The organism is Kitasatospora sp. NPDC004531 (assembly GCF_053602195.1).
In genome coordinates this window covers 53,838-75,310 of the sequence record NZ_JBSGDD010000007.1, presented here as the reverse complement: position 1 = coordinate 75,310, position 21,473 = coordinate 53,838, and the positions used below count along the sequence as shown (strand labels likewise).

The window sequence follows — 21,473 nt, the reverse complement described above, 5'->3', positions numbered from 1 at the left end:
CCCCGGCCGGACGTCAGGCGCCGGCGCTCGGCGAGGGGGCCGGGGTGGCGCCGACGGGGGACGGTTCGGGAGCCGAGTGGTAGACGGTGCCGCCGCAGCCGGCGGGGAGGACGGTGCTGGCAGCGGGGCCGGTGGCCGGGTCGGGGGTGTAGCCGAGCGCGAAGGTGGCGGGCGCGGACGGGCCGGGGGTGCCGCCGGGGGTGGGCCCGCCGGAGGGGCTGGGGTCGGCGGTCAGCGGCGCGGGGCTGGCCCCGGCCGGGCCGTCGGCGCCGGGCAGCCCGGCGCTGCCGGGAGCGGGGGCGGGCTGCGACCCGGTGGGGGCAGGCGAGGCGGTGTCGCAGCGGGCGGGCACCCAGGCGAACCGGACCAGGTAGGAGGCACCGGGTGCGAGCGACACCTCGCGGGGCAGCCCGGACGGGTCGGGCAGCTCGCCGGCCGGGTCGCCGGCGGTGTGGGCGAGCACCCGGACGCCGGTGGCGCCGGCCCCGAGGTCGAGGGCGCCCGGGTCGGTGACCCGGCACGCGTAGGAGGCGGTGTTGGTGAGCCGGAACCAGCCGTAGATCCGGCCGTCGGCGGGGGCGCCGGCGGCCTGCTGCGCGTCCGCCCGGCCGAGGTCGGCGCGGGTGCACAGCGGGAGGGCGGCGGGCGACGCCCCGGGGCTGTGGTCGGCGCTCGGTACGGCGGAGGTCTCGGGCCCGGTGGCGCCGGAGCCGGCCGCGCTCGCGGTGGGCGCGCCGTGCGGGTGGCCGGGGGCGGCCACCGAGTTGGCCGGGGCGGCGGCGTGGTCGCCGACCGCGGCCTGGCCGCCGGTCGGGTCGCCGGACAGGTGGAACGGCTGCGCGACGTGCACCAGGGGCAGCACGGCGACGGCTCCCGCCAGCACCGCGGCGCCGCTCCAGGCCCGCCGCCTGGCCGCCCGGCGGCGGGGTACGGCGGTGCGCAGCCGGGGCAGCGCGCCGGGCTCCGGTTGGACGCCGGCGACGGCGCGGTGCAGCAGGTCGCGGAGCTGCTCCTCGGTCAATTCGCCGGGCGGGTGCGGTCGGTGCCGGTCAGTCATCGCCGCTCTCCAGCCGCACCCGCAGGGCGGCCAGTCCGCGCGACCCGTAGGCCTTGACCGAGCCGACGGAGATGCCGAGCACCTCCGCCGCCTGCGCCTCCGTCAGGTCGGCGTAGTAGCGCAGCACCAGCACCTCCCGCTGACGGCGTTGCAACCCCCGTAGCGCGGCCTTCAGTTCATCGCGCTCCAACGCATCGTATGCTCCCTCTTCTGCACTGGCCATGTCAGGCATGGGCTTGGGCAGCAGGCGCAGGCCGAGCAGCCGGCGGCGCAGCGTGGAGCGGGACAGGTTGACCACGGTCTGCCGCAGGTACGCCAGGGTCTTCTCGGGGTCGCGGACCCGGCGCCGGGCGGCGTGCACCCGGATGAACGCCTCCTGCACGACGTCCTCGCAGGAGGAGAGGTCGTCCAGCAGCAGGGCGGCGAGCCGCAGCAGCGAACGGTAGTGGGCCCGGTAGGTATCGGTGAGCTGGTCGACGCTGGCCCCGGTCGTGTCCGCTGCCGCCGCAGCAGAGCCCATCCGACTACCGGCCCGCCGGGCCGCCCCGGGCAGGGTGATCGTCACCACCGCCCCTGTCACGTTCGTCACGCTGGTTGGACACCCGATCCCCTGTCCTGGTTGCCCCGCGCCGGGGGAGTTCTTCCGCAGAGGGGGAATCCCCCTCCGGAACACCACGCTCCGAAGGGGGATTCTGGCAGACCCGGCGGACGGCCAGGGTCCGCTTCACCCGTCCCGCACACAACCTCTGCGCCGTGCGCGATCGCGGGTCGGTGGCCTCAGCGGCCGGTGCCGCCGTAGACGATCGCCTCGTCGCCGGTGCCGTCGAGCCCGAAGGCGGTGTGCACGGCGCGGACCGCCTCCGGCACGTCCTCGGCGCGGGTGACCACCGAGATGCGGATCTCCGAGGTGGAGATCAGTTCGATGTTCACGCCGGCCTCGGAGAGCGCCTCGAAGAACGTCGCGGTGACGCCGGGGTTGGAGCGCATGCCGGCGCCGACCAGCGAGATCTTGCCGATCGCGTCGTCGAAGCGCAGCGACTCGTAGCCGATGCCCTCCTTGACCCGGGTCAGCGCGTCGATGGCCTTCTGGCCCTCGTTGGTGGGCAGCGTGAAGGAGATGTCGGTGAGGCCGGTCGAGGCGGCGGAGACGTTCTGCACCACCATGTCGATGTTGACCTCGGCGTCCGCGATGGCGCGGAAGATCCGGGCCGCCTCGCCCGGCTTGTCCGGCACGCCGACGACGGTGACCTTGGCCTCCGACGTGTCGTGGGCGACTCCGGAGATGATGGCCTGCTCCATCTCGCCCCCTTCGGGCTGGTTCGGGTTGGTGCCGCTGACGATAGTCCCCGGCAGGCCGGAGAACGAGGAGCGGACGTGAATCGGGATGTTGTAGCGCCGGGCGTACTCGACACAGCGGTCGAGCAGCACCTTGGAGCCGGACGAGGCCAGCTCCAGCATGTCCTCGAAGGCGATCCAGTCGATCTTGCGGGCCTTCTTGACCACCCGCGGGTCGGCGGTGAACACGCCGTCCACGTCGGTGTAGATCTCGCACACCTCGGCGCCCAGCGCGGCCGCCAGCGCCACCGCGGTGGTGTCCGAGCCGCCGCGACCCAGCGTGGTGATGTCCTTGGAGACCTGCGAGACGCCCTGGAAGCCGGCCACGATCGCGACGTTGCCCTCGTCCAGGGCGTTGCGGATCCGGCCCGGCGTCACGTCGATGATCCGCGCCTTGTTGTGCGTCGCGTCGGTGATCACGCCGGCCTGGCTGCCGGTGAACGACTGGGCGTCGAAGCCCAGCGTTTTGATCGCCATCGCCAGCAGCGCCATGGAGATGCGCTCTCCGGCGGTCAGCAGCATGTCGAACTCACGGCCGGACGGAATAGGCGTCACCTGTTCCGCGAGTTCGATGAGCTCGTCCGTGGTGTCACCCATCGCGGAGACCACGACGACGACCTCATGGCCGGCCTTCCGGGTGTCCACGATTCGGCGGGCGACGCGCTTGATGCCTTCGGCATCCGCGACGGATGAGCCGCCGTACTTCTGCACGACAAGGCCCACGGGGGCTCCTCGACTTGGGGTGTTGGGTCCCCGTCAGTCTAACGAGCAGGGATGTTCCGGCCGCGGTATTCCACATGGTGAGATGTGAATATCGGAATCTGATCACCGGGGACCGGCAGGTCTGCGGGGCCCGACCGCCCCGCCCGAAGAATCGCCGCCGCCGCACCGCGCCCGCTACCGGAATCTTCGCCTCCGGCCCGCGGATGACGGATGCGTCACACTTCCCGCCCGGGGGCGCCTACAGGCCGAGCTCGGCCGCCATCAGGTCGCCCGCCTGCTGCTCCAGCTGCTCGTCCGTCAGCCCGTCGTCGTCGGTGTCCGCGCCGTCCGGCACCGCGCCCAGCGGCGAGTCCAGCCGCACGTGCGCGATCAGCGACTGCAGCGCCCGCAGCACCGCCGTGCAGGTCGAACCCCAGTTGGACAGGTACGAGAACTGCCACCACCACAGCGCCTCCGACACCCGGCCCTCGCGGTAGTGCGTCAGGCCGTGGCTCAGCTCGCTGACCACCCCCGCCAGGTCGTCGGAGATCCGGAACGCGCTGGGCTTCTCCGGCGGGCCGTACGGGTCGAACACCTCGTGGTAGACGTCGATCGGCGCGAGCAGCTCGGCGAGCCGCTCGCGCAGCTCCACGCCGTCCGGCTCCGGGCCGGCGTCCGGCTCGAAGCGGTCCTCGGGCAGCACGTCCTCGATCGCGCCCAGCCGGCCGCCGGCCAGCAGCAGCTGCGACACCTCCAGCAGCAGCAGCGAGATCGCGCTGCCCGGCTCGTCGCCCTTGGCGACCTCGGTGACGGCCAGCACGAAGCTCTCCACCGAGTCCGCGATCTGCACCGCGAAGTCGTCGGGGGCGTCGGTCGGGTGGGCCTCGGCGGCCCGGGGGGTGTCGGCCGCCCACGGGGTGTCGTCGGTCCGGAGCGGGGTGTCGGTCGGGTGCGGGGTGTCGGTTCGGTCAGACATCGAGCAGTCGTCTCCCTTCGAACGCCCGGCCGAGGGTGACCTCGTCGGCGTACTCCAAGTCCCCGCCGACGGGCAGGCCGCTCGCCAGCCGGGTGACCTTGAGGCCCATCGGCTTGCACAGCCGGGCCAGGTAGGTCGCGGTCGCCTCCCCCTCCAGGTTGGGGTCGGTGGCCAGGATCAGCTCGGTGACCGTGCCGTCCGCGAGCCTGGTCATCAGCTCACGGATGCGCAGGTCGTCCGGGCCGACCCCCTCGATCGGGCTGATCGCCCCGCCCAGCACGTGGTAGCGGCCGCGGAACTCGCGCGTCCGCTCGATCGCCACCACGTCCTTGGGCTCCTCCACCACGCAGATCACCGCGAGGTCGCGGCGCGGGTCCAGGCACACCCGGCACTGCTCGGACTCCGCGACGTTGCCGCAGACCACGCAGAACCGGACCTTCTCCTTCACCTGCTGCAGCGCGAACGCCAGCCGCCGCACGTCCACCGGATCGGACTGCAGGATGTGGAAGGCGATCCGCTGGGCGCTCTTCGGACCGACTCCGGGCAGCCTGCCCAGCTCGTCGATCAGGTCCTGCACCACGCCCTCGTACACCGCCACGCCTTCCTTCGACCGGGGTTCGCACTCCGGTGCCATCATCCAACGATTCGGGCGCCGGACACACCGCCCGACGCCCTACTGGCTCATAAATCACACAACTCACGGTCAGCAAGCGCTCAGGTACGCGGTCGGACGCACCTGGACGCGCTGCCGGGCGACGGCCTGCTGTGCTGCCCGGTCCTCAGAACGGGAGGCCGGGGATGCCGGCGCCGCCCAGGCCCTGGGCCAGCGGGCCCATCCGCTCCGCCTGGAGCTTCTGGGCCGCCGCGTTGGCGTCCCGCACCGCGGCCAGCACCAGGTCGCCCAGGGTCTCGGTGTCCTCCGGGTCGACCGCGGCCGGAGAGATCGTCACCGACGTCAGCTCGCCGGCGCCGGTCACCGTGACCTGCACCAGGCCGCCGCCCGCGGAGCCGCGGACCTCGGTCTCGGCGAGCTCCTTCTGAGCCCGGCCGAGCTCCTCCTGCATCTTCTGCGCCTGCTTCAGCAACTGCTGCATGTTCGGCTGGCCACCAGGGAACACGGCACTCTCCTCGATCCGTCGGCACTCACGTCGCACCCATGTCGACGCTCACACGGCCGACGCGAACCACCGCAGGCACCCGCGCCGGCACCTGCCCCCGAGCCTACGCGGCCGTCCGCCGACACCACGCCGGTTCGGGAAGGCCGCCGGGCGCGCGAGCTCAGCTCGGACGGTGGTGGATCTCCTCCAGCACCGTCGCACCCAGCTCGCGAATGATCAGGTCCTGCGCGGAGAACGCCTCCTCCGTCAGGTCCGGATCGTCCTCCTCCGGGATGTCGTCCTCCGGCGCGACCGCCGGCGGCGCCTGCACCCGCGGGGCGGCCGGGGCCTGCGCCGGCGGGGCGGGCGGCATCGGCGCGGACGGCTGCGACGGGGCGTGCTGGGCGTGCTGGGCCTGCTGCGGCGGGGTCGGCGGCTGCTGGACCGGCGGGGCCGACGGGCCCGGGGCGTGCTGGGCGGGCGCCGGGGGCTGCGGGGCGCGGGGCGCGGCGGCGGCCTGGGTGCCCCAGGTGCCGCCCGCCAGTGCGGCCGGGGGTGCGTAGGCGGCACTGGCCTGGGACGGCGAGGAGGTGCCGCCCGACGGGTCGACGATGCACTCCACCCGCCAGTCCACGCCCAGCGCGTCCGTCAGCGCCTGGCGCAGCACCTCGTCGCTGTGGCTGCCGACGAAGCTGTCCCGGGCGCCCGCGTTCACGAACGACACCTGGAGGGTGCTGCCGTCGAAGCCCGCGACCTGGCCGTTCTGGCTGAGCAGGATCCAGGTGAAACGGCGGCGGTTCTTCACCGCCTCCAGGATCTGCGGCCACATCTGGCGGATCTGCGCCGCGCCCTGCTGCGCGGCCGCGGAGGGCTGGCCGGCGGCGGGCTGCGGGGCGACGGGCTGGGGGGCCTGCTGCTGCGGAGCCGGGGCGGGGGCCGGAGGCTGGACGGGTTGCGGGGCGGTGGGCTGGGGGGCGGCCTGCTGCGGCGGGGCCGGCGGCGGGGTCTGGTCGGCCGGGGGGAAGCTGCGCGGGATCGGCCAGGTGCCCGGGGCCGGGCCGGACGGCGCGGGGGCCGGGGCGGGCTGGGGGGCGACGGGCTGGGGGGCCAGCTGCTGCGGGGCCTGCGGCTGGACGGGCTGCGGGGCCGGGGCCTCCACGGGTGCGGGCTGCGCGGCGGGCTGCACGAACTGCCCGGGCGGTGCGGGCTGGAAGGCGGCCGGTGCCGGCGCGGCGAACCCGCCGGTGGTGGCGCGGCGCTCCAGCTTGTCCAGCCGGGCCTGCGTCGACAGCTCGTCCCCGTACGCGCCGGGCAGCATCACGCGGGCACAGATCAGCTCCAGCTGCAGCCGGGGTGCCGCGTTGCCGCGCATCTCGGTCAGGCCGGTGTTGACCAGGTCGGCGGCGCGGCTCAGCTCGGCCCGGCCGAAGCGGTCGGCCTGCGCCTGCATCACCGCGACCCGGTCGGCCGGGGCGTCGATCAGGCCCTTCTCCCCCGCGTCCGGCACGGTGGCCAGGATCACCAGGTCGCGCAGCCGCTCCAGCAGGTCCGTGACGAAGCGCCGCGGGTCGTGCCCGCCCTCGACCACCCGGTCGACCACCTGGAACACCGTCGCACCGTCCTGCGCCGCGAAGGCGTCCACCACCTCGTCCAGCAGGGAGGAGTCGGTGTACCCGAGCAGCGCGGTGGCCATCTGGTACGTCACACCGGCGTCGCCGGCACCCGCCAGCAGCTGGTCCATCACCGACATCGAGTCACGCACCGAGCCGGCGCCGGCCCGCACCACCAGCGGGAACACCGAGTCCTCGACCTGGATGCCCTCGCGCCCGCAGACCTGCGCCAGGTAGTCGCGCAGCGTGCCGGGCGGTACCAGCCGGAACGGGTAGTGGTGGGTGCGGGAGCGGATCGTCCCGATCACCTTCTCCGGCTCGGTGGTGGCGAAGATGAACTTCAGGTGCTCCGGCGGTTCCTCCACCACCTTCAGCAGCGCGTTGAAGCCGGCCGAGGTCACCATGTGCGCCTCGTCCAGGATGAAGATCTTGTAGCGGCTGTGCACCGGCGCGAAGAACGCCCGCTCCCGCAGCTCACGCGCATCGTCCACACCACCGTGCGACGCCGCGTCGATCTCGATCACGTCGATCGAACCCGGACCGCCGGTCGCCAGGTCACGGCAGGACTGGCACTCCCCGCACGGCTCCGGGGTCGGGCCCTGCTCACAGTTCAGGCAGCGGGCCAGGATGCGGGCACTGGTCGTCTTTCCACAGCCGCGCGGCCCGCTGAACAGGTACGCGTGATTGACCCGGTTGTTACGCAGGGCCTGCTGGAGCGGGACGGTCACGTGCTCCTGCCCGATGACCTCCGCGAAGGTCTCGGGGCGGTAGCGGCGGTACAGGGCTAGGGACACGCCACCGACGATATCGGGACCAAGCGACAAACGTGGCCGCCCGCCCGCCAGCACCCCCACAAACGCAAGGACCCCTCGCGCACCCGCCAGAGCCCTCCTACCCTTGCTGCCTTCCGGCCCTGGGGGGGTTCAGAGAGATGACGCCACACGAGGGGCTGCCCCAAGAGTAGCGGATCCCGACCCCCACTCCCCCCACCCGCCCCCAATCTCCGATCCGCAGGCCACCCCCGCCACCCACCTGCGAGACCGTGGTCGCAACCACCCCTCAACATGTACTAAGCTCTCCCACGGAGGATTCGCCTAGAGGCCTAGGGCGCACGCTTGGAAAGCGTGTTGGGGGCAACCCCTCACGAGTTCGAATCTCGTATCCTCCGCCTCCGCCCGCCAGGGCAAACGAAAGGCCCCGACCGCTCAGCGGTCGGGGCCTTCGTCGTGCCGCGGTCTCAGTTGGCGCTTTGGGCCACGTCGACCCGTCCCAACCAGCCCTCTCGGCTCCAAATCGGGACCACCTCGCCGAGCTCCAATCCTCAGAGACCGGCTATGTCCGGGTAGCGACAGCGGATGGCATCGAGTCCTGACGCCTTCCGGCCAGAGCGGTCCGGCACGAGGTGCTCGATCGGCTTGAGGCCCAGAGCAGCAAAGCAGCTGGAGGTTGCAGACTACTGGCGGCCTGGTGGCACGACGACGGGACAGTCGAAAGCCTCCACGGCGCGCTGCGCGGCCAGGTCCGCGAAGCCGAGGCCGCAACGCCGAGCCGAGCGCCGGACTGATCAACTCGCACTCCGTCCGCACCGCCGACACCGTCCCCGCCACGACAAGGGGGTTCGATGCGGGCAAGAAGGTCAAGGGTCGCAAGCGGTTCCTCGTGACCGACACCCTCGGCCTGCTCCTGGCCGTCCACGTTGTCGCAGCGAACATCCAGGACCGCGATGGTGGGAAGCGGCCACTGCTGTGGACCCGGCTCGACCACCCGGGCGTCAAGAAGGTCTGGGCCGGCCAGGGATTCGCCGGCCGGCTGGCGGACTGGGCCACCCAGATCCTCGGCCGCGAGCTGGAGATCGTCCGCAAGGACTCTGACCAGCGTGGCTTCCAACTGCAGCCGACGCGGTGGGCAATCGAGCGCACGTTGTCGTGGATCACCGCCAACCGATGTCTGGCCCAGGACTACGAGACGAACCCGGCCCACTCGGAATCGATGATCCGTTGGGCGGTGATCGGCATCATGGTCCGCCGACTCACCCGCCGTGGACCAGCAACCCGGCCTGGGCCGGGCTCACGAAGCCAGCAGCGAAGCTACGGGGTGGGCAGCGGGGGCATGGACCCACGTACAGCGACACGCCTCCACCAAGGGCCAACAGGGAGCCGTTGAGCAGCGAGGCTCGGAGATCGCCGCTTCTGACGACTGGGGCAGGAGCACCCGAGAAGGACGCAGCGCTGCACGCCCGCTGGAGAGGCTGAGCCAGAACCTCCGATCACTCTCCGGAGTCGAGGCAGTCATGACTTGGAACGGGAGGATTTGCCCAACAGCTGCTCGAATATGGTTACTTGCCACACCCTGGCGGCGCGGCGGGCGAGTAGGGTGTCACGGTCCGCAGTCAGTAAGGGGAAGGTGACCGGAATGCCGAGGGCTGGGGAGTGGGGCGCGCTGTTCGAGGGCATCGAGGAGGTGGCCGCGCGGCCCGGGATGGCATGGGCGTGGATCTCCGGGCTCTGCTGGCATCCCGCGCTGGACGTCCGGGTGCGGCTGGCTGCCGTCGAGCCGACCCTGGTGGGGTATTCCGACCAAACGCACCCGCCGGAGGTCGTCGACGCCGCCGTCGCCCAATCCGACTGGAGGATCCGCCGGGCATGGGCGGAGCACCAGCGAGGGATGAGCGTCGCGCAGTGGGTGCGGCTGATCGGCGACGAGCCTGCCGGCCGGCGCCGGGACACCCTGCTGTACCGGGCCTCCTGCCATGCACCGCGCCCCACCGCGGAGGATTTCGCGGGCTGGGCCGCCGACCCGGACCCGAAGGTACGACTGCGGGCCCTGTACTTCCGCGGCCTGCCCGAACCAGTAGCCGCGACCCTGGCCGTCGACCCCGACCCCGAGGTGCGCGCGCTGCTGTGCGAACGAGGCTGGGAACGGCTGGACGCGCACTCGCGTGCCGTGCTGGCGGCCGATCCCGACCCGGAGGTGCAGGCGGCCGCCGGGAGCCACGCCGGGCACGAACTCCCGATGTCCCGTGCGGAGTTCGACGCTCTGGACCAGGGGGAGCAGTGGAACGCGGCGAGCGTCCGGCACTTCGAGGAGGACTGCCTGCGACACCTGCTCGACCACCCCGACAAGGAGGTCCGCCTCCACCTGGCCGAGAACGAGCGGCTCGCCCCGGACACGCTCGCCGTCCTGGCCCGAGACCCCGAGCCGACCGTCCGGTCCCGGGTCTCGGTCCGCCCCGACGCCGCCGAGGAGTTGCGCGCCGAGATCGAGCCCGGCCTGCCCGCCCGCATGCCGAGTTGGTGGATGCACTGGGTGGAGGACCAGCACGGCGATCCCGTGGCGATGCGCCGGCTCGCCGCCTCTGCGAGCACGCGCGTCCGGGAGGCCGTCGCCGGGGCCCGGACACTGCCGCCCGACGTCCTGGACCTGCTCTCCCGCGACCCGGCGACCTCGGTGCGGTATGCCCTCGTCCACCACAACGAGGCACCGCCCGCCGAACTGCTGCTGGAAGCCGCCCTGAACTGGGCCGATCCCTGGCCCGTGCTGCGCCACCCCGGCTTCCCCCGCGAGGCGCTGAACGGCCTCGCCGACCATCCTGACCCGAAACGGCGCCGGCTCGCCCTGTACGCCGCCGACTGCACACCCGAGACCGTCGAACGTCTCGCCGCCGACCCGGACCCGATGGTGCACGCCCCCGCCGCGGCAGACCCGCGTCTGTCCCCCGCCACCGCACTGCACCTGCTCGCCACCACCGAGGCGGACTACCGGGCCACCCAGGAAACCCCCGGCCTACCCGTACCCGCCACCTACGGGCTCCGCACCGCCGTGATCCACAACCCGCAACTGCCGGTCCCCACCCTCACCACCCTGCTCCGCGACCAGGGCTCGGCCCAGAACGCGGCCGCCAACCCCGCGATCCCGACCGCCGTCGCACACCGCCTGATCGACCTGGCCACCCGCCACGGCTGAGCCACAGCGGTTCCGCCCGACACTCGGCCCGCGCGGGCATGCCAGGATGAACGCCCGCCAGGGCAAACGAAAGGCCCCGACCGCTCCTTAGGTTCAAGGGGTCGTCGCCGTGTCCTCCTCGCCCGCCCGACCAATGTACGTTATTCTGTACGCCATGAAGACGATGAGTGCCACCGAGCTTCGCGGCAACCTCGCCGCTGCGCTGGACGCCGTCGAGAGTGACGCCGAAGAACTCGTCATCACACGCGCCGGCCACGAGCCGCTGGTTGTTGTCTCGCTGGCCGAGTACGCCTCACTCCGCGAGACCGACTACCTGCTGCGGTCTCCAGCCAACGCCGACCACCTTCGCCGTTCCCTGCAGGAGTACCGGGAAGGCCGTACGGCGACCCGCGAACTGATCGACCCCGAGGACGTCACCGAGCAGAGCGCGTGAAAGTCCAGTTCACCGAACAGGGCTGGGCCGACTACCTGTCCTGGCAGACGGACGATCGCCGCCTCCTCAAACGCATCAATCTACTGATCGACGACATCCGCCGAAACGGCAACGAGGGCATCGGCAAACCCGAACCACTGCGACATGAGCTCGCTGGGGCTTGGTCCCGCCGAATCGACCAGGAGCACCGCCTGGTCTACATCCTTGACGAGCAGGCCGAAACCCTGTGCGTCATTGCCTGTCGGTACCACTACGGCAGGTAGGGCCCGTCCAGGGGAAACACACCGGTCTGGGGGCAACCCCTCACGAGTTCGAATCTCGTATCCTTCGTCGTTTCCCGGGAAGCCGAGCCACCCCAAGAAGAAGGTCACCGTCACGCTCCCCGAGGAACTGCTGGACGAGATCCGCGCGGACAGTGCCGACCGTGGCCTCTCCGCCTACGTCGCCGACGCCCTCCGGGCCAAGCGTGACCGCGACCGCCTGCAGGAGCTGGTCGTCTGGCTGGAGGACGAACACGGGCCGGTCAGCGGTGACGAACGGGCTGCCGCCTATGCGGAACTGGACGACGTCGACGCGGAGCACGACCGGTGCCGCGCGGCCCGCGACGAGGACAGCGGGGCGGCCGCGTGACGAAGCGCGCCGAGGAGGGCAGGCGGCTGCGCGTCTTCGTGTTGGACAGCGAGGCACTGTCGCTCGCGGTTCGCGGCGATCGAATGATGATCGCCCGCCTCGACCTCGCCGCCCGCGGCGAGGCGGAGATCGTCGATCGGGCTCGACAGGAGGACCGACAATGCAGCCGAGAAGTGCCGCTGCTGCGGGGAGAGACTTCCCGTACACAAGCCGCACCACCTGCTACATCGAGATCTCGGAAGACGGCACCGTCTCCCACGGCATCATCCACGACCAGGATCGCACCGGACTGGCCGAGCACGAACACCTGGTCCGCTGGAAGCTCTCGCCCTACGAGACGAAGCCCAACGCCAGCTACGTCGACATCGAGCTCGAACTGGACTGTGGCTGCACCATCGAAGACCTGCGGACCTTCGCCGACCAGATGCGAACCCAGCGGGGGTGGGACATCGCCACCTCGTGCGGCTGGGGCAGGAGTAGCCGACCAGGGCATAACACCACCTACTCCCTGCGCGCCCGCCGGAAGAGCCTGAGTAGCCCGGGATGAACCCCGGAGGGCGGAACCTGGTCCCGGTCCCGGTCCCATTCACCTCCGTTCAACCAGGTTCAGCCGCCGGCTACCACTCCTGCGGGGCGCGCGGCGCGCGGACCGCTCCCTTGAGCATGCCCATCGAGCGCTCGTGCTCGTCTCCCACCTTGTCCCTGACCCGGACCTTCACGCCGAGTTCCTCGATCACGTCCATCGCCTTGGACGTGAACCACCCGAGCAGTGGTCCGTTGTCTCCTGACACCGGATACCCCTTTCCCAGGAGGGTGAGCCTGTAGTCGGTTCCCGGTTGCAGGCCGGCACGCATCAGTTCCTCGTCCGCCTCACCCGCTGTCATCCACTGGCCTGCGGCGGACGGCTCCTGGCCCTTGAACAGCACGGTGTAGCGGGCCTCACGGACGACCGCTCCGCTGTCGGCTCCGTTGATCATCCGCGAGGCCCACACCAGCTCGTCCTCGACCGGTGACAGACCGGCGATCACCCGCCCTTTGAATCCGATCATCGGACGAACGGTTGTCGCGTACTGCGCCCGAGCGAGTAGTGCTCCGCCTGTCGCCAGCAGTGCCGCCGTGGCGCTCTGGAAGTCCAGCAGCTGAACCGGCCCCCGGTTCGGAGGCGTCGCCGAGGCCGCCAGATTCTCCTGGAAGACCGTGTAGACGAAGAGCGCACCCGCCACGAAGGCCAAGAACACCAGCAGGCGCCAGAAAACCCAGTTCCGCCGAACCACTCGCTGGTCCGTTTCGACTTCCGGATGCTGCGACACCCCGCCCCCTCACCCCAGGAGCACAGGATGGGGCACCACCTACATGCCGTCAACAACCTTGTCAGTCAAGGTAGTTGCGGAAGCGGCAACGTCGCAGAAGAGATCTCGGAGGCTGCTCTTGGCCGGCAGCGGCAGACCCGGGGCACATGAACGACCAGTGCGGCGCGCCTGGCTGTGGCAGTCGACTTCCGTCCGCGGCCCGGGCCTGGACGCAGACCGCACGTTGGCGTGGCCTGCGGCAAGGGCGGCCGGTTCAGCCGCCGCCGTTGGTGGGTGGGGTGCCGGTGATGGCTTGGGTCTCGTGGGTGGTGATGTCCTGGAGGGGGAGGCCGTCGCTGTTGGCGAGGATGACGGCGGTCCAGCCGGTGTAGGGGTAGAGGGTCCAGTTGGCGCTGATGCCGGGGTTGGCGCCGGCGCGGCCGAGGAGCCATTGGCCGTTGAGGACGCGGGTGGGCATGCCGTAGGCCCCGAAGGACGTGGGGCTGTGGAGGATTTTGGCGCTGGTGAGCAGTTCGGCCCAGGGGCGGTCCAGTAGGGTGCCGTCGCTCAGCGCGCGGGCGAAGCGGACCAGGTCCGGGGCGGTGGCGAAGCCGCCGTCGCCGGGGGCGTCGATGAAGGCGCGGCCCGGGTTCCTTCCGAGCATGTCCGGGTGGGGGCTGGCCTGGTCCAGGTTGCGGACCGCGTCCACCTGGCTCCCGTCGGCCAGCGTCATGTAGGGGTGGGCGAGGCGCTCGTCGGTGAGCCACTGCTGCCGGGTGCGGAATCCCGAGCCGGTCATGCCGCAGCGCTCGAAGATGTTCTCCTGCACGTAGTCCCAGTATGTCCGGCCGGTCACGGCCTCCACGATCGCCGCGGGGATGCCGACGTCGGCGCCGGAGTGGCCGGCGCGAGTGCCGGGGGGAGCCACCGACTCGGACTGCCGGACCCACTGCTCGTAGTAGTCGTGCACCTCCTCCCGGCTCTGGAAGACGCGTTGCAGGTCCTCGTCCGGGGTGCGCAGCCCCGAGGTTCCGGTGAGCAGGTGGTGGATGGTGACCTGCTCGGCGACGTCCTCGGCGTAGCCCTTGAGGTGGGCGCCCACCGGGTCGGACAGGCGCAGTGCGCCGCGCTGTGCCAACTGCAGGACGGCCACCGCGCCGAAGGGCTTGCCCGCCGAGCTGAGGCTGAACGCGGTGCCTTCGTGGTTGCGGATCCCCTTCTCCCGGTCGGCCATGCCGTAGCTGCGGAAGAGCACCGTCCGGCCCCGGTGCGACAGCAGCGCCACGCCGGAGAATCTCCCCTCGGCGGCCAGCTGCGCCAGGTACTGGTCGTAGGCCCCGCCGGGACGGGTGGCCGGTGGAATCTCGGAGTCGGTCGGGGCCGGGTCGACGTCGCCGGGCCGGGCGCCCGCCGCCGGCGCGCCGGCCGCCAGTACGCCGAGGGCCGCCAGCCCTCCCCACCCGAGCAACTGCCGCCGATCGACACCGCCGACGGAATCCACATCCATTGGACGAGGTTGGTCACCATCCGCAGGATGAGCGCCGGGGAGCCGAGGGTCTGCGCCTTCTCGCCGGTGACGTCGAGCGTGATCCGGCGTTTCTCGGCGAGGGGCAGCAACGTTTCGGCGGCTTCCTCGGCGATGAGGGAGAGGTCGACGGGCTCGCGGGTGAAGCTCTTGCGGTCGGCGCGGCTGAGCAGCAGCAGGGCCTCGGTGAGGTCGATCGCCCGTGAGTTGACGGTGCGGAGGCGTTCGATGAGCTCGTTCCGGTCCCGGCTGGGGTCGTCGCGGGCGAGGTCGAGGAGTGTCTTCGAGATCGCCAGCGGGGTGCGCAGTTCGTGGGAGGCGTTCGCGGCGAATCGTTGCTGTTCGGCCGCGTTGGCTTCGAGCCGTTCGAGCATGTGGTCGAACACGTCGGCCAGTTCGCGGAATTCGTCCTGCGGACCTCGCAGGCGGACCCGGTGGGAGAGCGATCCGTTCGCGGCGGTCCGTGCCGCGTCCGCGATCCGCGTCAGTGGTGCGAGCATCCGGCCTGCGAGGATCCATCCGCCCAGCAGGCCGAACGCCAGCAGGAGGGCCAGGGCGGCGGCCGCGGCGGGGGCGAACGTCCGCACCAGGAGGTAGCGGTTGGGTGCGACCCCGAGCAGGCCCTGGGGGTTGTCGGGCACGTGGCGCAGCAGGAACGCCCAGACCACCGCCAGCAGGAGGGCCCCGGCGAGGAGGAGGAATCCGGCGTAGCTGATGGTGAGTTTCCAGCGGGCGCTGAGCCCCCGGCGCCTAGGCACGGGTGCGGTCGGGGTGTGCGGTGCCCGGGCCGGTGTCGATCCGGTAGCCGACGCCGGGCACCGTGGCGATGAGCCAGGGTTCGCCGAGTCGCTTGCGCAGGCCCGAGACGGTGATGCGGACGGCGTTGGTGAACGGGTCGGCGTTGGCGTCCCAGGCCCGCTCCAGGAGCTCTTCGGCGCTGACGACACCGCCGTCGGCGGCGACGAGGACTTCGAGCACGGCGAACTGTTTCCGGGTGAGCGCGACGTGGCGTCCGTCGCGGAAGACCTCCCGGCGGAAGGGGTCCAGCCGCAGGCCGGCGAGTTCGCTGACCGGGGGCCGGGCGTGCCCGCGTCTGCGGTCCAGCGCCCGCAGCCGCATGACGAGCTCCCGGAGCTCGAACGGTTTGGTGAGGTAGTCGTCGGCGCCGAGTTCGAACCCGGACGCCTTGTCGTCGATCCGGTCGGCGGCGGTGAGCATGAGGATCGGGATGCCGCTGCCGGAGGCGACGATGCGTCGGGCGATCTCGTCGCCGGTGGGGCCGGGAACGTCGCGGTCGAGGACCGCGAGGTCGTAGGAGTGGACGCCGAGCAGCTCCAGCGCGGCGTTGCCGTCGCCGGCGATGTCGGCGGCGATCGCTTCCAGGCGGAGACCGTCCCGGACGGCTTCGGCCAGGTAGGGCTCGTCCTCCACGATCAGCACACGCATGCCCCGAGCCTAGGCAGCACGGCGTATCGCCGACGTATGCTTCCGCCCCAGCACTGACGTCAAGTCAGGCGGCTTGGCCGGTGGGCATGATGGTGACCTGCTGGAGGTTCACCCGCGCCGGCAGTGCGGCCAGGAAGCCGATGGTCTCGGCGACGTCCCGCGCGGTGAGCCACTCCATGGTCTCCTTCGAGCCGGCGAGCCAGGCCCGCGCGCCCTCGTCGGTGACGTGGCTCTGCAGCTCGGTGCCGACGATGCCCGGCTCGATCGCGGCCACCCGCACGTTCTTCGGGCCGAGCTCCGCACGCAGGTGGCGGGAGAAGTGCGTGACGTACGCCTTCGTGGCGGAGTAGACGGCGAAGTTGGGGAAGATGTTCTGCGCCGCGATCGACGAGGTGTTGATCAGGTCGGCCACGCCGCGCTCCCCCGCGGCCCGCACCAGCTGCGGGACGAACGCGCCGGTGACGTTCATCAGGCCGGCGATGTTCAGGTCGATCTGCTGCTGCCACTGGTCGGTGGCCAACTCCTCGACGGGGGCGGGCAGCATGACGCCGGCGTTGTTGAACAGCAGGTCCGCGCCGCCCAGTTCGGCCAGGACCCGGTCGGCGGCCACGTGGACGGCCGCCCTGTCGGTCACGTCGACGGCGATGGCGGTGGCGCTGCCGCCGTTCTTCCCGATCCGGGCGACCAGTTCCCGGAGCCGCTCGGCCCGGCGGGCCAGCACGACGACGCGGGCCCCCAGTTCGGCCAGCCGCTCGGCGGAGGCCTCGCCGATGCCGCTGGAGGCTCCGGTGACGACGGCGACGCGGCCCTGGAGCGGCTTGGCGGTGTTCTGCTCAGACATGGTGTGGGTGCCTTCCGGACGAGGACGAAGCGGATGTGGTGTCGGGTGCTCCCCGGCACTCCTCAAGCACACCAGCCCGCCGCGCCCGCCGGGACGCCACAACTGGCCTTGTCCAGGCAGGTACTGGCAGGGCCACCCTGGGGCGTCCCGGCGCGGCACCGACGCTCCACACTGGGACCATGGAGCGCAGCAGAGAGATCGCCGACTTCCTCCGGAGCCGTCGCGCCGCGATCGGGCCGGACCAGGCCGGGCTTCCCGCCGACGGGCGGGTCCGCCGCGTTCCGGGTCTGCGCCGGGACGAAGTCGCGCGGCTGGCGGGGGTCAGCACCGAGTACTACACCCGCCTGGAACAGGGACGCGCCCACAACCCGTCCGCCGAGGTCGTCGCGGCCCTGGCCCAGGCCCTGCGGCTCGACGCGTCCGAACGCGAGCACCTCACCGATCTGCTGCTGCCCGACCCGCAGGCCGCACGCCGCTCCCCGAACCGGGCCCAGCGGGTCCGGCCCGGCCTGTACCTGATGCTGGAGACGCTGAGCCGGGTGCCGGCGTTCATCCTCGGCCGCCGCACCGACGTGCTGGCCGCCAACCACCTCGCCAGGGCCGTCCTCACCGACTTCGACGCCTTGCCGGCCACCCGGCGCAACCTCGCCCGGTACTACTTCCTGGACCCGCGGGCCCGCGAAAGCGTCGGTGACTGGGAGAGGATCGCCGCGGAGACGGTGGCCGTCCTGCGACTGGAGGCCGGCCGCCACCCGGGCGACCGCCGACTCGCCGACCTGGTCGGCGAACTCACCCTGGCCTGCCCCGAGTTCTCGACCTGGTGGAACGACCACAAGGTGCTGCGCCGCACGCACGGCGCCAAGCGCTACTTCCACCGGCTCGCGGGCGAACTCCACTTCTCCTACGAGTCGTTCCAGGTCCCCGGCGACACCGAGCAGACGCTGTGCGTCTACAACGTGGAACCCGGCTCCGACACCGCCCGGGCACTCCGACTCCTGACCGACTGGACGACGCCCGAACTCGCCGCCCCACCAACCGGCTGAGAGCGCAGCCTCCCGGCCGGAGATTGGCTACAGGCTGCGGTGGACATCGCGGCAGTTGCCGGCGGCCAGGACCCCCGCACCACCAGTCGGCCGCCTTCAACCCGTGTACACGACCCGGCAGTCCCCGATCCGCAGCCGCCGGCGTGCGCTGGGCGTGCGGGGTGAACCGGGTGACATGGCCCATGGCTCAGGCGTGGTAGTCGCGGAGCATGGCGGCCATCTCTTCGAGCGACACGGATCCGCCGAGCCCCTCGGTCTCCGCCTCGTCGGTCAGCCGGTTGAGCCAGGCATCTTCGGCCTGCTCCGCCACCCTGCGCAGGCGCTGGTACTCGCGGATGTCGATCACCACGGCCGCCTGCTTGCCGCGCCGCGTGATGATCGTGGGGGTCCCTGCGCGCGCGATCGAGGACGTCCGCCAGATGGCTGCGGACCTCGGCCATGGACTCGATAACCGGCTCACGCATGCCACGAATGTAGTAGGCGTACATCTGTTGCAGCTCTGGTCGCGGCGGACGAACGGTGGGAAATCGAATCCGAGGCCCTCCGACGGAGCGGCTGAGCGCTGTCAGGCGGGCGGGGTGGCGGCCAGGCGGTGGGCCAGGGCTCGGGCGCGGGCGGTCTGTACGGCGGTGGCCTGCTTGGCGGCGTAGCGGAGCAGGCCGAAGGGTGCGTGCAGGTGGAGGGTGTCGACCACGTGGGAGCCGTTGGTGCCTCGGGGGGTGATGGCGAAGCGGTAGTCCATGCGTACGCCGCCGGGGCTGACGACGTTGCCGCTGACCGTCGCGCCGGCCGGGCCGGCGTCCTCGGTGTGCAGGCTGACCCGGATGAGGTTGTCGTGGTGGAGCAGGCCGAGGAAGTGGAAGCGTTCGACGGCGCAGTAGTGCGTCACGCCGTCCTCGCGCCGGATGTCCCGGACGTCCACGAGGAGTGGGGAGAGGCCGATGTAGTTCTCGGGCTCCGCGAGGTGGGCGAGTACGGCGGCGGGTGGCGCCGCGATGTCGTAGCTGCGGCTGAGTTCAGTGCTGGGCACGTCCGGCTCCCCCTTTGCGAGGCGGCTTCGGCTGGTGCCGTGGCCGCAAGCGACCGGTGGATGGTCGCACGGTCCGGCCGTCGGCGTCAGCCGTTCGCCGGGGTCGGGGACGGTGGGGGACGGCGAGGCGGGAGGGGCGGGAGGGCGTCCTCGGTGGGTGCCGACGGCTGACGCGGCACGGTCTCGACGAGGCGCGCCCGAGGTGTTGCGTACATGTTCAAGGGGCGCTTAGCGTGAGGGCGGGACGGACTGTTCGCGTCGGGAGGGTTTTTGATGCTGCGTCGGTTGAGGGTGGCGGTTCGGGCTGTGGTGGTGGCCGGGCTGGTGGTGGGGAGCGGGTTCGTCGGGGGCGGGGCTGCGGGGGCTGCGGCGGGGCCGGTGGGGGTGCCGGTGGGGGACTTCACGGTGACCGCGGACTACCACAGGTACGACGGGGTGAACTCGGCGCTGGTGGGGACGTTGGGGACGTCGGCGGTGCACACGGTGATGGAGAACGCGAACCACGACCGGCAGGGGTTGGCGTCCTCGTTCTCGGTGGCGGGGCTGTCGACGGGGTTCCGGTTCGACGACGGGGACGACGCGGACTGCCAGAGCTTTCCGCAGGGGATCACGACGAGCCGGGACGCCGTGGGGACGGCGAACAGCGGGAACTACGACGGGCACCAGCTGGTGGTGGTGAGCTGGTACACGACCGACGGCTGCGGCGGCGACCAGCAGCGCAGCCGGATCACGCTGGTGGACTGGGACGCGACCTACCCGAACACGTACCGCAAGGTGCTGCTGGTGGAGCCGACGGGGACGGCGGCGGCGCCGGACTTCAAGGACATTCCGATCCACGCGGGCGGGGTCTCCTGGTACGGGGACTACCTGTATGTCGCGGACACCGGGAGCGGCATGCGGGTGTTCGACATGCGGAAGATCCTCAACACCAGCACGGGCGGCACGGCCGACCAGATCGGGCGCCAGGCCAACGGGGCGTACTACGCGCACAACTACGCGTACGTGCTGCCGCAGGTCGGGACGGTGGCCGCGCACACGGCCGATCCGAACAAGCCGCTGGTGTGGTCGTCGATCTCGCTGGACCGGGTCAGCCGGTCGATCGTGATGACGGAGTACACCTGCGAGTCGGGCTGCACCAAGTACCCCAACCGGCCGCCGAGGGCGGTGCGGTTCCCGTTCGCGGCGGGGGCGACCACGTTCGCGGCGACGACGACGGCCACCGAGGCGATGCAGCTGCCCTGGTACAAGCTCAACGGGGTGGCGTCGCACAACGGCCGGTGGTGGTTCAACTCCTCGGGGCAGAAGCAGCTCTACTACTGGACGCTGGCGGCGGGGCCGTCCACGTACGCCTGGGTGGGTGGCGGTGAGAGCCTGTCGTACTGGGAGGACGCGACCAACCCGGACCTGCTGTGGTCGTTGCAGGAGACCACCGGCAACCGGAACGTCTTCGCGGTCACGCAGAGCACGTACAGCGGTTGAGGCGGTCAGCGGTTGAGCCGGTCGGCACCCGGGCCGGTCAGCGGCTGCGGTAGCGGCCCGGGGTGGTGCCGAACTCGCGCTGGAAGGCGTGCGAGAGGGCGTAGGGCGTGCCGTAGCCGACCTGGCGGGCGACGGCGGCCAGCGGGTCGGGGGTGTCGCGGAGTCGCGCGGCGGCCAGGACGAGGCGCCACCAGGTGAGGTAGGCCATGGGCGGGCGGCCGACCAGGGCGGTGAACCGGCGGGCCAGGGTGGCCCGGGAGACGCCGACCAGGGCCGCCAGCCGGTCGTTGGTCCAGGCGGCGGCCGGGTCCGCGTGCAGGGCGCGGACGGCGGCCGCCGTCACGGTGTCGGCGAGGACGGACGGCCAGGCGCCGGTGGCGTCGTCGGCGAGGCGGGCGCGGACCATGTAGACCAGGAGCAGGTCGAGCAGGCTCGGCACGGCGATGCCGGTGCCGGGCCGGCAGCCGTCCAGTTCGCGGCCCAACAGGTCGATGGCGGCGCGCAGTTCGGGATGGCGGCCGACCCGGTGCGGGAGGTGCACGACGTCCGGGAGTTCGGCGAGCAGGGGGTGCGCGCGGCTGCGGTCGAGGCGGTACTTGCCGCACAGCAGCTCCGTCCGGCCGGGGCCGTTCGCGGGCGGCCCGGCCGGCTCCGTCCGGGTGAACTCCTCGAAGGGGACGGCGTGTTGCGCGTCGGCCGGATCGGTCTCGGCGTCGGTCAGGACGTGGCCCGCGCCGTGCGGCAGCAGGACGGCGTCGCCGGCGGCGAGGGTCAGCACGGTGCCGTCGGCGCAGACCAGCCGGCAGCCGCCCGCCAGCACCACGTGGAAGCCCGCGCCGTCGTAGCGGGCCAGCCGGGCGGCCCAACTGCCGCTGACGCTCACACGGTTGGAGGAGGGGCGTCCGATCCGGACGGTCGCTATCGCGTCGCTGACCACGTCCATGGCGGGAGTGTACCGATGCGCTCGGCAGTGAGACTCTCGCGTATGCGATTGAGGCAGAAGGGCATTGAGCGGCT

The 21,473-nt window shown here is 71.9% G+C and carries 21 protein-coding genes, 1 tRNA gene, 1 other RNA gene and 2 pseudogenes; 9 read left to right on the top strand and 16 right to left on the bottom strand.

What is annotated here, in order from left to right; all coding sequences use genetic code 11:
- Window positions 1–13: 13 nt before the first annotated feature.
- The 8 genes from ACWEMJ_RS05590 to ffs all read right to left on the bottom strand — a co-directional run bounded on the left by ACWEMJ_RS05590 (window position 14) and on the right by ffs (window position 7,731).
- Window positions 14–1,057, bottom strand: a complete 1,044-nt coding sequence (locus ACWEMJ_RS05590) for a hypothetical protein (protein ID WP_452135662.1) — start codon at window positions 1,055–1,057, stop codon at window positions 14–16.
- Window positions 1,050–1,577, bottom strand: coding sequence for a SigE family RNA polymerase sigma factor (locus ACWEMJ_RS05585; protein WP_452135722.1), 528 nt, complete (start codon window positions 1,575–1,577; stop codon window positions 1,050–1,052). Before ACWEMJ_RS05585 ends, ACWEMJ_RS05590 begins: the two co-directional genes overlap by 8 nt.
- 257 nt (window positions 1,578–1,834) lie before the next feature.
- Window positions 1,835–3,115, bottom strand: a complete 1,281-nt coding sequence (locus tag ACWEMJ_RS05580; protein WP_452135661.1) for an aspartate kinase — start codon at window positions 3,113–3,115, stop codon at window positions 1,835–1,837.
- A 238-nt stretch (window positions 3,116–3,353) separates the two neighbouring features.
- A complete protein-coding gene (locus tag ACWEMJ_RS05575; RefSeq protein WP_452135660.1) occupies window positions 3,354–4,070 on the bottom strand; it encodes a DUF5063 domain-containing protein in 717 nt (238 codons plus the stop codon).
- Window positions 4,063–4,662: a recombination mediator RecR gene (gene recR / locus ACWEMJ_RS05570; protein ID WP_402509930.1), complete on the bottom strand. Its 600-nt coding sequence runs from the start codon at window positions 4,660–4,662 to the stop codon at window positions 4,063–4,065. Before recR ends, ACWEMJ_RS05575 begins: the two co-directional genes overlap by 8 nt.
- A 187-nt stretch (window positions 4,663–4,849) precedes the next feature.
- Window positions 4,850–5,164 (bottom strand): YbaB/EbfC family nucleoid-associated protein, encoded by a 315-nt coding sequence (locus ACWEMJ_RS05565; RefSeq protein ID WP_452135721.1) that lies wholly within the window; start codon window positions 5,162–5,164, stop codon window positions 4,850–4,852.
- 184 nt (window positions 5,165–5,348) lie between these two features.
- The gene (locus ACWEMJ_RS05560) at window positions 5,349–7,571 is read right to left on the bottom strand and encodes a DNA polymerase III subunit gamma and tau (protein WP_452135659.1); all 2,223 of its coding nucleotides are present in this window, start codon (window positions 7,569–7,571) and stop codon (window positions 5,349–5,351) included.
- A gap of 63 nt (window positions 7,572–7,634) precedes the next feature.
- Window positions 7,635–7,731, bottom strand: an RNA gene (gene ffs / locus ACWEMJ_RS05555) — signal recognition particle sRNA small type.
- Window positions 7,732–7,860: 129 nt separating this feature from the next.
- Here ffs and ACWEMJ_RS05550 point away from each other — a divergent pair.
- The 7 genes from ACWEMJ_RS05550 to ACWEMJ_RS05520 all read left to right on the top strand — a co-directional run bounded on the left by ACWEMJ_RS05550 (window position 7,861) and on the right by ACWEMJ_RS05520 (window position 12,350).
- Window positions 7,861–7,945: transfer RNA gene (locus ACWEMJ_RS05550), tRNA-Ser, on the top strand.
- A 299-nt stretch (window positions 7,946–8,244) separates the two neighbouring features.
- Entirely contained in the window at window positions 8,245–8,940 is a 696-nt protein-coding gene (locus ACWEMJ_RS05545; RefSeq protein WP_452135658.1) for a transposase, read from the top strand.
- A 249-nt stretch (window positions 8,941–9,189) separates the two neighbouring features.
- Complete coding sequence (locus ACWEMJ_RS05540) at window positions 9,190–10,740, top strand: hypothetical protein (RefSeq protein ID WP_452135657.1); 1,551 nt, start codon at window positions 9,190–9,192, stop codon at window positions 10,738–10,740.
- A gap of 154 nt (window positions 10,741–10,894) precedes the next feature.
- Window positions 10,895–11,173 carry a type II toxin-antitoxin system Phd/YefM family antitoxin gene (locus tag ACWEMJ_RS05535; protein WP_452135656.1) on the top strand — a complete coding sequence of 93 codons (279 nt, stop codon included), beginning with the start codon at window positions 10,895–10,897 and terminating at the stop codon, window positions 11,171–11,173.
- A complete protein-coding gene (locus tag ACWEMJ_RS05530) occupies window positions 11,170–11,436 on the top strand; it encodes a Txe/YoeB family addiction module toxin (protein WP_452135655.1) in 267 nt (88 codons plus the stop codon). Before ACWEMJ_RS05535 ends, ACWEMJ_RS05530 begins: the two co-directional genes overlap by 4 nt.
- Window positions 11,408–11,803 (top strand): ribbon-helix-helix domain-containing protein, encoded by a 396-nt coding sequence (locus tag ACWEMJ_RS05525; RefSeq protein WP_452135654.1) that lies wholly within the window; start codon window positions 11,408–11,410, stop codon window positions 11,801–11,803. The genes ACWEMJ_RS05530 and ACWEMJ_RS05525 overlap by 29 nt, the downstream gene beginning before the upstream one ends.
- 160 nt (window positions 11,804–11,963) lie before the next feature.
- Window positions 11,964–12,350: a hypothetical protein gene (locus tag ACWEMJ_RS05520; protein WP_452135653.1), complete on the top strand. Its 387-nt coding sequence runs from the start codon at window positions 11,964–11,966 to the stop codon at window positions 12,348–12,350.
- Window positions 12,351–12,420: 70 nt separating this feature from the next.
- Here ACWEMJ_RS05520 and ACWEMJ_RS05515 read toward each other — a convergent pair whose 3' ends face one another.
- The 5 genes and pseudogenes from ACWEMJ_RS05515 to ACWEMJ_RS05495 form a co-directional block, all read right to left on the bottom strand.
- On the bottom strand, window positions 12,421–13,113 hold the full coding sequence (locus tag ACWEMJ_RS05515; RefSeq protein WP_452135652.1) for a hypothetical protein: 693 nt from the start codon (window positions 13,111–13,113) through the stop codon (window positions 12,421–12,423).
- A gap of 253 nt (window positions 13,114–13,366) precedes the next feature.
- Window positions 13,367–14,599, bottom strand: coding sequence for a serine hydrolase domain-containing protein (locus tag ACWEMJ_RS05510; protein ID WP_452135651.1), 1,233 nt, complete (start codon window positions 14,597–14,599; stop codon window positions 13,367–13,369).
- Window positions 14,600–14,601: 2 nt separating this feature from the next.
- Window positions 14,602–15,375, bottom strand: a pseudogene (locus ACWEMJ_RS05505) (sensor histidine kinase); the annotation flags it as partial.
- On the bottom strand, window positions 15,368–16,063 hold the full coding sequence (locus tag ACWEMJ_RS05500) for a response regulator transcription factor (RefSeq protein ID WP_452135650.1): 696 nt from the start codon (window positions 16,061–16,063) through the stop codon (window positions 15,368–15,370). The gene ACWEMJ_RS05500 and the pseudogene ACWEMJ_RS05505, both read right to left, overlap by 8 nt.
- A 64-nt stretch (window positions 16,064–16,127) precedes the next feature.
- Window positions 16,128–16,904 (bottom strand): SDR family oxidoreductase, encoded by a 777-nt coding sequence (locus ACWEMJ_RS05495; RefSeq protein WP_452135649.1) that lies wholly within the window; start codon window positions 16,902–16,904, stop codon window positions 16,128–16,130.
- A gap of 179 nt (window positions 16,905–17,083) precedes the next feature.
- On the opposite strand from ACWEMJ_RS05495, the gene ACWEMJ_RS05490 reads away from it, so the two are divergent.
- Window positions 17,084–17,947 carry a helix-turn-helix domain-containing protein gene (locus ACWEMJ_RS05490; RefSeq protein ID WP_452135648.1) on the top strand — a complete coding sequence of 288 codons (864 nt, stop codon included), beginning with the start codon at window positions 17,084–17,086 and terminating at the stop codon, window positions 17,945–17,947.
- A 187-nt stretch (window positions 17,948–18,134) separates the two neighbouring features.
- On the opposite strand, the pseudogene ACWEMJ_RS05485 reads toward ACWEMJ_RS05490, so the two are convergent.
- Window positions 18,135–18,387: pseudogene (locus ACWEMJ_RS05485) on the bottom strand (type II toxin-antitoxin system prevent-host-death family antitoxin).
- 125 nt (window positions 18,388–18,512) lie between these two features.
- Complete coding sequence (locus ACWEMJ_RS05480) at window positions 18,513–18,977, bottom strand: SRPBCC family protein (RefSeq protein WP_452135647.1); 465 nt, start codon at window positions 18,975–18,977, stop codon at window positions 18,513–18,515.
- Between the two features lie 405 nt (window positions 18,978–19,382).
- Between ACWEMJ_RS05480 and ACWEMJ_RS05475 the strand changes: the two genes are divergently transcribed.
- Entirely contained in the window at window positions 19,383–20,456 is a 1,074-nt protein-coding gene (locus tag ACWEMJ_RS05475) for a hypothetical protein (RefSeq protein WP_452135646.1), read from the top strand.
- Window positions 20,457–20,493: 37 nt separating this feature from the next.
- Here the strand turns inward: ACWEMJ_RS05475 and ACWEMJ_RS05470 are convergent, their stop codons facing one another.
- Window positions 20,494–21,399 (bottom strand): AraC family transcriptional regulator, encoded by a 906-nt coding sequence (locus ACWEMJ_RS05470; RefSeq protein ID WP_452135645.1) that lies wholly within the window; start codon window positions 21,397–21,399, stop codon window positions 20,494–20,496.
- Between the last annotated feature and the right edge of the window lie 74 nt (window positions 21,400–21,473).